The sequence below is a fragment of the Microbacterium sp. EG9 genome (genome assembly GCF_059759475.1).
Map to the genome: position 1 here is coordinate 711,175 of NZ_CM186217.1, position 9,490 is coordinate 720,664.

General features: G+C 64.1%; 17 protein-coding genes and 1 tRNA gene. All 18 read left to right on the top strand.

The annotated features are described in order from the left end of the window. Entirely contained in the window at window positions 1-810 is an 810-nt protein-coding gene (locus AC6CQV_RS03210; protein ID WP_498260258.1) for a DNA-methyltransferase, read from the top strand. Further along, complete coding sequence (locus AC6CQV_RS03215; RefSeq protein WP_498260259.1) at window positions 807-1,163, top strand: hypothetical protein; 357 nt, start codon at window positions 807-809, stop codon at window positions 1,161-1,163. The genes AC6CQV_RS03210 and AC6CQV_RS03215 overlap by 4 nt, the downstream gene beginning before the upstream one ends. A gap of 127 nt (window positions 1,164-1,290) precedes the next feature. Next, window positions 1,291-1,761: an XF1762 family protein gene (locus AC6CQV_RS03220; RefSeq protein ID WP_498260679.1), complete on the top strand. Its 471-nt coding sequence runs from the start codon at window positions 1,291-1,293 to the stop codon at window positions 1,759-1,761. Between the two features lie 29 nt (window positions 1,762-1,790). Then, window positions 1,791-2,141 carry an HNH endonuclease gene (locus AC6CQV_RS03225; protein WP_498260260.1) on the top strand — a complete coding sequence of 117 codons (351 nt, stop codon included), beginning with the start codon at window positions 1,791-1,793 and terminating at the stop codon, window positions 2,139-2,141. Next, on the top strand, window positions 2,141-2,848 hold the full coding sequence (locus AC6CQV_RS03230) for an HNH endonuclease (protein ID WP_498260261.1): 708 nt from the start codon (window positions 2,141-2,143) through the stop codon (window positions 2,846-2,848). The genes AC6CQV_RS03225 and AC6CQV_RS03230 overlap by 1 nt, the downstream gene beginning before the upstream one ends. After that, window positions 2,838-3,566 carry a hypothetical protein gene (locus tag AC6CQV_RS03235; protein WP_498260262.1) on the top strand — a complete coding sequence of 243 codons (729 nt, stop codon included), beginning with the start codon at window positions 2,838-2,840 and terminating at the stop codon, window positions 3,564-3,566. The genes AC6CQV_RS03230 and AC6CQV_RS03235 overlap by 11 nt, the downstream gene beginning before the upstream one ends. Window positions 3,567-4,020: 454 nt before the next feature. Then, window positions 4,021-4,323, top strand: coding sequence for a hypothetical protein (locus AC6CQV_RS03240; RefSeq protein WP_498260263.1), 303 nt, complete (start codon window positions 4,021-4,023; stop codon window positions 4,321-4,323). Then, complete coding sequence (locus AC6CQV_RS03245; protein ID WP_498260264.1) at window positions 4,323-4,811, top strand: single-stranded DNA-binding protein; 489 nt, start codon at window positions 4,323-4,325, stop codon at window positions 4,809-4,811. Before AC6CQV_RS03240 ends, AC6CQV_RS03245 begins: the two co-directional genes overlap by 1 nt. Then, complete coding sequence (locus AC6CQV_RS03250; protein WP_498260265.1) at window positions 4,783-5,232, top strand: hypothetical protein; 450 nt, start codon at window positions 4,783-4,785, stop codon at window positions 5,230-5,232. The genes AC6CQV_RS03245 and AC6CQV_RS03250 overlap by 29 nt, the downstream gene beginning before the upstream one ends. A 187-nt stretch (window positions 5,233-5,419) precedes the next feature. Continuing rightward, window positions 5,420-5,776, top strand: a complete 357-nt coding sequence (locus tag AC6CQV_RS03255) for a hypothetical protein (protein WP_498260266.1) — start codon at window positions 5,420-5,422, stop codon at window positions 5,774-5,776. Further along, on the top strand, window positions 5,773-6,033 hold the full coding sequence (locus AC6CQV_RS03260) for a hypothetical protein (protein WP_498260267.1): 261 nt from the start codon (window positions 5,773-5,775) through the stop codon (window positions 6,031-6,033). Before AC6CQV_RS03255 ends, AC6CQV_RS03260 begins: the two co-directional genes overlap by 4 nt. Further along, window positions 6,026-6,328 carry a hypothetical protein gene (locus tag AC6CQV_RS03265; protein WP_498260268.1) on the top strand — a complete coding sequence of 101 codons (303 nt, stop codon included), beginning with the start codon at window positions 6,026-6,028 and terminating at the stop codon, window positions 6,326-6,328. The genes AC6CQV_RS03260 and AC6CQV_RS03265 overlap by 8 nt, the downstream gene beginning before the upstream one ends. Continuing rightward, window positions 6,325-7,104 (top strand): hypothetical protein, encoded by a 780-nt coding sequence (locus AC6CQV_RS03270; protein ID WP_498260269.1) that lies wholly within the window; start codon window positions 6,325-6,327, stop codon window positions 7,102-7,104. Before AC6CQV_RS03265 ends, AC6CQV_RS03270 begins: the two co-directional genes overlap by 4 nt. Next, complete coding sequence (locus tag AC6CQV_RS03275) at window positions 7,101-7,382, top strand: hypothetical protein (RefSeq protein ID WP_498260270.1); 282 nt, start codon at window positions 7,101-7,103, stop codon at window positions 7,380-7,382. Before AC6CQV_RS03270 ends, AC6CQV_RS03275 begins: the two co-directional genes overlap by 4 nt. A 306-nt stretch (window positions 7,383-7,688) precedes the next feature. After that, a tRNA-Trp gene (locus AC6CQV_RS03280) sits at window positions 7,689-7,764 on the top strand. A gap of 34 nt (window positions 7,765-7,798) precedes the next feature. Next, window positions 7,799-8,020 (top strand): DUF7455 domain-containing protein, encoded by a 222-nt coding sequence (locus tag AC6CQV_RS03285; RefSeq protein WP_498260271.1) that lies wholly within the window; start codon window positions 7,799-7,801, stop codon window positions 8,018-8,020. Window positions 8,021-8,419: 399 nt separating this feature from the next. Continuing rightward, the gene (locus tag AC6CQV_RS03290; RefSeq protein ID WP_498260272.1) at window positions 8,420-8,593 is read left to right on the top strand and encodes a hypothetical protein; all 174 of its coding nucleotides are present in this window, start codon (window positions 8,420-8,422) and stop codon (window positions 8,591-8,593) included. A 133-nt stretch (window positions 8,594-8,726) separates the two neighbouring features. Next, the gene (locus tag AC6CQV_RS03295) at window positions 8,727-8,999 is read left to right on the top strand and encodes an HNH endonuclease (RefSeq protein WP_498260273.1); all 273 of its coding nucleotides are present in this window, start codon (window positions 8,727-8,729) and stop codon (window positions 8,997-8,999) included. The last annotated feature ends 491 nt before the right edge of the window (window positions 9,000-9,490 follow it).

A 9,490-nucleotide genomic window follows, 5' to 3' on the forward strand; every position in this document is an offset into this window, starting at 1 on the left:
GTGGCGATCTACTACGAAGACGAGTACGTGCAGCTCCACCACGGCGACTACCACGACGTCCTTCCGACTCTCTCGTCTGTCGCGCACGTGATCTGTGACCCGCCGTACTCCGAGCATGTGCACGGTGCCGCTCGATCGCGGGTGATGTCTGCGAACGATCGTGGAGGACGTTACGGGGCGGACCTCCGCAGGAACGTGGACCTCGGCTTCGAGCACCTGCAGGCGGACGACCGCGAGTTTCTGTCTGCTGAGTTCGCGCGGCTGGCTGATCGCTGGGTGCTCGTGTTCAGCGATGTCGAGGGCGGTCATGCATGGCGGACCGATCTCGCAACGGCTGGTCTCGACTACGTCCGGACCGGCGCCTGGATCAAGCGGGGGAGCACGCCGCAGTTCAGCGGGGACCGACCCGCCACCGGATTCGAGGCCGTGACAATCGCTCATCCGAAGGGGCGCAAGCGGTGGAACGGTGGCGGTGCGCATGCCGTCTGGGATGTGCCGATTGTCCTGAACCGGGCCCGCTCGGAGAAATCGGAGCGCGTACACCCCACGCAGAAGCCGCTGGTCCTGATGCGGATGCTCGTGACGCAGTTCACGGACGAGGGTGAGGTCATCCTCGACCCGACCGCCGGCGGGGGTACGACCGGGGTCGCCGCGAAGATCGAAGGCCGTAAAGCCATCCTGATCGAGTCGCAGGAACAGCACTGCGAGGCGTCGGCGAAGAGGCTCGAGGCAGTGGAGCCGCAGCTGGCGTTCGCCACCGCATCATCGCCTCAGGCGTTCGACTTCTCCTCGTTGGAGGCCGGAGCATGAGCGCGCAACGGCAGAAGGGCACCCGTCAGGAACGTCTCGTCGCCGACTACCTCGCCGAACGCCTCGGTGACGACAGGATCGACCGTAGCCCGATGACCGGTTCCAAGGACCGCGGCGACATCGCCGGGGTCCGCACGATCCTCGGAGAACGCGTCGTCGTCGAGGTGAAGAACACGGCCCGTATCAACCTGGGCGTGTGGCTCGCTGAGGTAGCCGCGGAGAAGGGCAACGATGACGCACCGTGCGGTGTCGTGATCCACAAACGCCATGGCAAGGGTGCGGCTGCTGAGCAGCTCGTCACGATGCGACTCGAAGACTTCGCGGTCCTCCTCGGTGCGGATGTGGCGTCGTGATGCATATCAACCGTGGCGCGGTGCCGCCGACGATGGCCCGTGTGATGCCGGCGTGTGGGCGTTGCCCGAAGTGTCATCCCGGGCGTCAATTCGGCGGGGACGAGAAGTGCACGGTCGCGAAGTGCGCATGCCACAGAGGGGGTGCATCGTGAGTCTTCGAATCGTGCCAGTTGATCTGAAAACAGCACGGGCGTTCGTTGCTGAACATCACCGGCACAACGAGCCTCCGATCGGGCACAAGTTCAGCGTCGGTGTCGCGGACGGTGGCCAGCTGGTGGGCGTGGCGATAGTCGGCCGACCTGTGTCCCGGGTGATCCAGTCGGAGGGCGCGACGCTCGAAGTGATCCGCACAGCCACGGACGGCACCCGCAATGCAAACAGCATGCTCTACGGTGCCGCACGCCGCGCCGCGTTCGCGCTCGGATATGACCGGCTCATCACATACACGCAGGCAGATGAGACCGGAGCCAGTCTCCGCGCGGCTGGCTTCCGGGTCATAGCTCAGCGTCCGCCTCGACCTGGTTGGGATACCCCGAGCCGCCCTCGCACTAACAAATCCGACCACGTCGCACGAACGCTCTGGGAGGTCACATCGTGAACCGACGTACTCGGTTGAATCATCCGCCGGTGTCGGTGAAGCGTGCCGTGATCGCCCGGGATGGTGGGTTCTGCCTGTTGGCGCTGCACAACTGTCAGGGGGAGGCAACAACCGCTCATCACCGCGCTAACCGCGGCCACGGCGGGAGTCGTGTCCTCAACCACCCGGGCAATTTGGTCGCCACATGCCAGCAGTGCAACTCCGACGCGGAGAACGCCGGCGCGATCACCCGCATGGATCTCATCGACAGGGGTCTACGGGTCGAGAAGGCCGCCACCAACGCCGCAACCCTCGCTCGTGCGCTGGAAACCCCGGTCACGGATCTTGAGGGGCGCAGGTGGCTGCTCATCGACGAACACACCAGGAAGGAGGTCGAGTGATGACTGTCAGTAAGAGAACACGGTTCGAGGTTCTCCGACGCGACGGGTTCCGCTGCTACTACTGCGGAACCAGAGGCAACGAGACTGGTGAAGGTCTTCAGATCGACCACGTCACCCCGCTTGCTCTCGGCGGCACCGACGACCCGAGCAACCTCGTCTCCGCATGCCGGGACTGCAACTCGGGGAAGTCGGCCACGCCCGCGGACGCCGAGACGGTTGCAGACGTCGACATGGTCGCAGCCAACTACAACAAGGCACGAGCGCTGGCGCTCCGTGCCCTTGAGGCGAACCTGCAAGCCGAAGCTGAGTACGTCGATACGGTCTGGGACGCCTGGAACAGCGTGGCCCCCTCTTACGCGGCAGACCGCGCTACCGACCTCGATTCTTTCGCAGCCGACTGGTACCGGCGCGGCATCCCCCTCGTGGTCGTCATCAAGGCGCTACGCATCTCCTGGGGAGGTCCTGCCGCAACGGCGCAGAAGGTTCGCTATGCGGGCGGTGTCATCAAGCACCTGCTCGCGGATGCTGAGGACCAGACCCGTGCACTGATGGCCGGAGACAGCGTCATCTGGAACGCCGGGTACGACGCCGGATGGCACGACGGCCATATAAACGCTGAGACCGAGTGGGTCGCGAAGCGGAACGAAGATTTCCCCGCCCCCGAAACCATCGGTGTCGAGATCAAGGGGGTCGACGATGCCTCGTGACTATGCGCAGATCCGTCAGGACATGTGGTCAGACGATCGATGGCGTGGCCTCACCCCGGCTGCGCAGTGGCTGTACATGCTGCTGCTGTCAGACCCCCGTCTCACGTACGCAGGAGTCGCCGAATGGCATCCGGGACGGATCGCGCAACGCGCCGCCGAATGCACCGGCCGGGACGTACTGATCGCCGCCGCCGAGCTCGCTGACGCGCACTTCGTGATCATCGACGAGGACACGGAAGAGGTCGCGATCCGGTCGTTCCTGAAGCACGACCCGGTGATGCGGAACCCGCGCCTCGCGGTGACGATGGCGAAGGACTTCGGCGTCGTCGCCTCGAACAAGATCCGCGCCGGGATCGTGTGGGAGCTGCAGCGTCTGAAGAAGGCTGAGCCGGATTTGCCGGCCTGGGAGAAGCCTCAGGTGAAGACGGTGCTGCGTCAGAACGCGGTGAACCCGCGGGAGATGGTGACCGATCTTCCTGTGGGCGCGGCGACCTATTTAGGGGTCGGTTTACCCAACGGTTTAGGGGTCGGTTTCGGGGTCAAATCTGACGAGGGCAGGGTAACGGTTTACCAGCCCCCTACAACAGAAACAGCAACAGGAACTACAACAGCAACATCTTCTAACGAAGATGCAGCAGATTCCGACTCAAGTTATCCACACCGTCACGGCGACCGGTCCAACCGAAACGTCACAGCATCCGAGCGGGTGGCGTCGTGAGTGGGGTTGATGCGTTGAGCGAGTTCATCGACGGGCTGCTCGCTTCCCCGATCCGGTTGCGTCGGCTTCGCATGGAGGCTCCGGGGTATCGGCGGACGTGCCGGTCACGGTGGGAGGAGTTCCTTCTGCTCCCGGAGGGGTTGTCGCTCGCTGAGGCGGCTCGCCGGCTTGGGTGTGATGCGAGGCAGGTGACCCGGTACCGGGAGCGCGCAGGGATTGCACAACAACCGCCGCAGCCCCACCCGGTGGAGGACCGGGAGCTCGCAGCACGGCTGCTTGAGGACGGATGCCCGATCGCTGAGGTCGCACGCACCGTCAACGCACACCCCAAGACCATCCGCCACTGGTTCCCCGACGCCCCAGCGTGGACGCCGCAGGAGTCGGGTGCTCTCCGTAGGGCACTGGGCGGGTTTGAAGGACAGGACAGCCGGGAACGGCAGCAAAGGAGAACAGCATGAACGAGACAGTGAAAGCCACCGTGTACCTGCAGGTGCAGCCCGAGTACACGTACTGGGCCAAGCAGCGGCGTGAATTCGACAAGCCCCACTCGATCGAAGGCGCGAAGGTCGTCGGGTCGACGCAGAACCGCTCGCAGAAGCCGAAGCAGGGCACGGTCGAGGTGAAACTCACCGTCGAGCTCCCGAAGGGCGCGTTTCTGCCGTTGCGTCCGGAGGCGATCGTGGTGATCCCCGAGACGCTCACGACACCCCACCCCGTCCAGGTTGAAGCTGAGGACGCGAACGAGGTGACCGACTGATGGCTGGTGAAACCGTCGTCACTGTCGTCGGGAACCTGACCGCGGACCCGAACCTTTCCTACACGCAGAACGGGCTCCCGGTCGCGAACTTCACGATCGCTTCCACGGCGAAGGTGTTCGATCGTCAGGCGAATGAGTGGAAGGACGGCGAAGCGCTGTTCCTCCGCGCGTCGGTGTGGCGTGAGTTCGCCGAGCACGTCGCCGGTTCGCTGACGAAGGGTTCCCGTGTCATCGCGACCGGTCGGTTGAAGCAGCGCTCCTACCAGGACCTCGAGGGCAACAACCGGACCGCGATCGAGCTGGAGGTCGACGAGATCGGCCCCTCGCTGCGGTATGCCACGGCTCAGGTCACGCGTACAGCGTCTACGGGCGGCTCTGGGGGTCTTTCTCAGGCCTCAGCACCCGATGAGCCGTGGGCGACCCCGGGAGCCGCTCAGGCGGGCGCACAGCAGTGGGGAGGTGCTGACGATGGGAGCGTGCCGTTCTGAGCTGAACCTGGAGGAGTTGCGACGCGACGCAGAACATTCCATGTACATCGACCCGGATGTCCTCGTCGAGGTCATCGATCGCCTCGTCGCAGCGGAAGAAGGTCTCTTCCGCGTCGTTGTAGCGATCGGTGAGGACACCGATGGAGCGCGGACCGCTCGCGACTACTTCGGACCGCTCACGATCCTGCTCCGGGATCAACCACCAATCACCGATCCGGTCGGCATCACCCTTCATCTGGTGTCGGAGTATCGCCGCGAGATGGAGCAGGAAGCCGACATCGCGGATGCCCGGATAACTGAGGCAGAGCGGGTGATCCGTGAAGCTCTCGAACCTCACAACATCGATTACGGGCACGTTGACGAAGCCATCGAGCGCGTTCGTTCGGTCTTGTCCGCTTACGAGAAGGGAACCAACCAGTGACTGTTTCGCATTGGGCGAAATCTATCCACTCCGAAGAGTCCCGCGTGTGGGGTGGCGACGTTGGTGAACTCGTCAAGGTCGCGTCGGGCTACCTCGGCGATGAAGGAGCGGCGTGGATCGTTGACGGCGACGTGATCGTGTTCTCCCGTCCGATGGGTTCCGAAGCTGTTGGCCGGGAGGGGGAGTGATGTCTGATCAGGAAACCCGGGAAGCTCTCGCCGCGTTCATCGACGGGGTGCTGGATGGTGACGCCGGCACGAACGTTGGGCCCGGCCTGGCCGAAGCGATCTTGTCCCGGTTTGCCGTCACCCCGAAAGACGAAACCGAATGGGAGTACGGCTGGCGGTGCTTCTTCGACAACGGGGAGGAGTACGAATGGCTGGCGTGCGCTTCCCGCGATGAAGCCGAGTATCAGGCCGCCGAGTACCAGATCGAGGAAGACGCCACCCATCCCACTGGAGCCGGGCATCTCACCTACTCGGTATGGCGTCGTCGTACTGCTAAGGCTGGCCCGTGGGAGCCGGTACGGGAGGGAGAAGCATGAGTGAGTACATCGATGAACTGGCGAACGAAATCCGCCGCGTGGACGGCAGCCACTCGCTTGGCGCTGGCGCACTTTCTGAGGCACTGCACGCCTGGCTGTCCGAGCATGACCGTCTGGTCGCTGAACGCGCCTGGGAAGAGGGTGCGCGATGGGCGGCTGTCGAGTTCGGCAACGACGCATCCGTGGACGAGAGCCGGGTTGCCCTGGTCCCGTCCGACAACCCGTACCGCAAGGAGCAGGAGAACCACGATGCCTAACGCAGAGAAGATCATCGACACGGCGATTCAGGAGTGGGACCAGATCGCACTGCACGCCACCCCGGACGCGCCACTCGCCACCCACATTGTGCGGGCTTTGCGGGCGGCGGGGATGCTCACCGAATCGCCACGACGGTTCATCTTCGCCGCTTCCAGGGCTGAGTCGGAGCGTCGTTACCCGGATGGTCTCGATGGGCCCAACGTCACCTTCACTCGTGCCGAGATTCGTGCCATGCTCCGCGGCGCGTTCCAAGCCGGCGCCTCATGGACCCTCACCCGGAAGGACCACCAATGACCGACATCAACCCCACGGTCCTCCTCTGCGCCCGCGGATGCAGCCGCCCAGACGGAACCCCATACCTCGCCACCCACGGGAACTACTGCGGCCGCTGCTGGGGACGAATCGACTCCGCCCTCAACCAGACACCCGAACTCACCCTCCACCTCATCAGTCACGCCATCATCGGGACCTCCGGAACCGGAGAGAGAGTCGACGCTTCGAAGGACGCGCCACTCCCGTTCAACCAGGCCGCATTCGACGACGCGAACGAGATCTACAGCCTCCTCGTCTACTGGGCAGACGTGTGGGCCGGGCATCTCCACAACGCGACCGTCACCGCACCCGGATGGCGCACCAAGACCGGAACCATCATCGGGCTACCCGCCGACGTGCACCCCATCGATGCGGCCGAGAAGGTGAACTGCCTCGCATCCTGGCTCCGTCACCGCCTCGACCAGATCCTCGCCTCCACACACCGGGACGACATCGACGCCCTCGACGAAGCGATCAAGGACGTGTGGAGGATGAATGCCCGCTGGCCCCGCATCGAACAGGCAGCGTACTCAGCGATGCCATGCCCGCGTGAGGACTGCAAGATGCCGATCGCAGTGTGGCCGCCGGCGTTCCCTGGCGACGATCGGCGGATCGTGTGCAAGGGCGGCCACTGGTACCCGGAGGAGGAGTACGAGCACTTGATCCTCGTCTTCCAGGACGAGCAGAAGGAGCGGAAACGGGTCGCACGCACAGCCGCGCGACTCGCGAAGAAGTACGGAATTGGAGCGACCGCATGACCAGCAACAACAAAGGTGCACCTGTGGCTGATATCACCCTGCGCGACGTGGACAACCGGGATGCGGACGGAGCGCCCTACGAGTTCACCGGCTCTCTCGATCAGGTCGCCGCGTACCTCGACGGACCGCTGCGGTCTGACCTGTCCAATCCCGCCGAGAGCGCCGAGGAACTGGATGCCGCGATCGTGCATGTACGCGGCGGGCGGCTCGCGTCGGCAAATCTGATCCTGAAGTCGATGAGCATCTACCTGAGCGCCCATTCGGCTGATTCGTCATGAAGGCGAGACACGCGAAAGGTGCTTGACAAGATGGGGTGTGGGCGTGGCTATACTTGTGGTGTAGGTCGCGCCCACTCGGGAGCGGCCTTTTCTGCGTCCCGGCGACTCGATGGTGACACTCGGGTGTTGCCGGAGACAGTTCACCGAGAGGTGAGCCACCACCCCGCAACGCCAGCGGGAACAACAGAACACGCGCGCGCATCGACGGCTGATATCGATGCCAGGCTCCGGCCGCCGATTAGCAAGCTGCCCCCGGCACCCATAAGCCCGGATGAGGAGAAGCGAAAAGCTCCCCCGGAGCCACCTATGCCCCTAGCTCAGTGGTAGAGCGGCGGTCTCCAAAACCGCGTCGTGCGAGGTTCGATTCCTCGGGGGTGTGCCATCTACGACGCATGGCCTCAATGGGGAGGTTGCTCATGCTCGACCCCGCCCCCAAAGACATCGTCGACCGCCCCCTCGTCGTCGAAGCCGCCCCGGACCGGTGTGATGCGAAAGGCTGCGGAGCGCAAGCGTTCGTGTACGCCGAATACCGTGTCGGATCAGTCGCGTTCTGCGGTCATCACGGCACCGAGTACTTCGAACGCCTCCAACAGACCGCGATCGCTCTCATCGACCTTCGTCACCTGATCGGCTCATGATCCCTCACGGGTGGCGGTTGATCGCCTGCCTGCTCGGTGTGCACGCGTGGACTCGTGTGGTGGGTACGGCGACGTTCGCTCAGGCTTGCCGGCATTGCGGCTGGCCCCGCACCAGGTAGACCTTCCCCGCCGCCGGTAGAGCGGCTCTCCCCACGACTGGTGTGCACGCCTGCCGTGGGTGATGTGGGTTCGACTCCCATACGAGGAGCAATGCAGTCAGCGTCCAATCTTCGATCGCCTCCGGGGCGTTTCCCGTAGGAGTGATAACGGATTGCGGGTAGCGCTATGCCGGCCGGCACTGCAGAAGACCCGAGTCGGCAGAGCCGGACGACACCGCCGGACGTGAGGTGAGACCCCATTGGGGGCGCTCGGGCACCTCTTCCCCGATAGGAGCACACCGTGGCGATCAACACGCCGATCTACCCGTGCGATCGAGGCATGCCCAACGGGGCTCGCGGTCTCCACGAGTTCGTGACCTATGCCGGAGGCTCCCCCACCTGTCGGTACTGCGGTGCGACGCGACGCCCGTCGTTCGACTCCAGCTTCTACCCGATGAGCACCCCGGACCTGTGATGTTCACCTGCGAATGCGGTTCCGAGTACTCGTCCGCGATAGCCGCGATGTACTGCTGCGATGTCGCCGCACCCGGACCCGCAGACGACGACCACATGACAAGACCGCACTACGTCCTTGGGTATGACTAGCTATGGGCACCAAACGCAGCTCCACCACGCGCGACAAAGCCCGCACCCGCCTCGCCCGCACCCGCCCGAACTGCCACATCTGCGGCAAGGAGATCGACTGGGGAGCCGACTGGAAAGACCCACAGTCTTTCGTCGTAGACCACGTCATCCCCCTCGCAAAGGGGGGAGAAGATGCGCTCTCCAACATGAGAGCGGCGCATCGGGATTGCAATAGCAAGAAGCGGGCGCGCACGGTTTCCCAGATCGTGAGGAGACCGCTCGGGCTGAACATGTAAAATGTGAGCAGCCCCGGCGAGTGCTACCAACACTCAAACCGGGGCCTAACCAGATCACCTAGGTAAGTAGGGATTATGGCTGAGCAACAGTCTATCTGTGTCGTTGATGCATGCGAGCGGCCGATCAAGAACAAGGCGCTCGGATACTGCGATCCGCACTACAAGCGGCACTGGCGCTATGGTGACGTGCAAGCACACATCCCAGTGCCACCTAAACGCAGACCGCCGGCACCCATCAACGATGCCGATGGGCTACGCCAGTGCCAGCAATGTTCAGCGTGGAAACCCCTCAGCGACTATCACCTCGACCGCAGATCTCCCCTAGGCAGGAAGACAACATGTCGGGCGTGCAGGAGATCCGCAGAACGTGCCCGACAGCACCGCAACAGGGACGCCAACGTGGCACGATGCCGCGCATACCGCGCCGCGCATCTCACCGAACTCAGGGCCAAGGAAGCGGCAGCATACGAACGGAACCGACAAGCCCGCAT

Excerpts from the sequence above, each read along its gene's own strand:
- AC6CQV_RS03215 (WP_498260259.1), top strand. The coding sequence starts at position 807 with ATGAGCGCGCAACGGCAGAAGGGCACCCGTCAGGAACGTCTCGTCGCC.
- AC6CQV_RS03220 (WP_498260679.1), top strand. The coding sequence starts at position 1,291 with ATGCCACAGAGGGGGTGCATCGTGAGTCTTCGAATCGTGCCAGTTGAT.
- AC6CQV_RS03230 (WP_498260261.1), top strand. The coding sequence starts at position 2,141 with ATGACTGTCAGTAAGAGAACACGGTTCGAGGTTCTCCGACGCGACGGG.
- AC6CQV_RS03235 (WP_498260262.1), top strand. The coding sequence starts at position 2,838 with ATGCCTCGTGACTATGCGCAGATCCGTCAGGACATGTGGTCAGACGAT.
- AC6CQV_RS03240 (WP_498260263.1), top strand. The coding sequence starts at position 4,021 with ATGAACGAGACAGTGAAAGCCACCGTGTACCTGCAGGTGCAGCCCGAG.
- AC6CQV_RS03245 (WP_498260264.1), top strand. The coding sequence starts at position 4,323 with ATGGCTGGTGAAACCGTCGTCACTGTCGTCGGGAACCTGACCGCGGAC.
- AC6CQV_RS03255 (WP_498260266.1), top strand. The coding sequence starts at position 5,420 with ATGTCTGATCAGGAAACCCGGGAAGCTCTCGCCGCGTTCATCGACGGG.
- AC6CQV_RS03260 (WP_498260267.1), top strand. The coding sequence starts at position 5,773 with ATGAGTGAGTACATCGATGAACTGGCGAACGAAATCCGCCGCGTGGAC.
- AC6CQV_RS03265 (WP_498260268.1), top strand. The coding sequence starts at position 6,026 with ATGCCTAACGCAGAGAAGATCATCGACACGGCGATTCAGGAGTGGGAC.
- AC6CQV_RS03270 (WP_498260269.1), top strand. The coding sequence starts at position 6,325 with ATGACCGACATCAACCCCACGGTCCTCCTCTGCGCCCGCGGATGCAGC.
- AC6CQV_RS03275 (WP_498260270.1), top strand. The coding sequence starts at position 7,101 with ATGACCAGCAACAACAAAGGTGCACCTGTGGCTGATATCACCCTGCGC.
- AC6CQV_RS03285 (WP_498260271.1), top strand. The coding sequence starts at position 7,799 with ATGCTCGACCCCGCCCCCAAAGACATCGTCGACCGCCCCCTCGTCGTC.
- AC6CQV_RS03295 (WP_498260273.1), top strand. The coding sequence starts at position 8,727 with ATGGGCACCAAACGCAGCTCCACCACGCGCGACAAAGCCCGCACCCGC.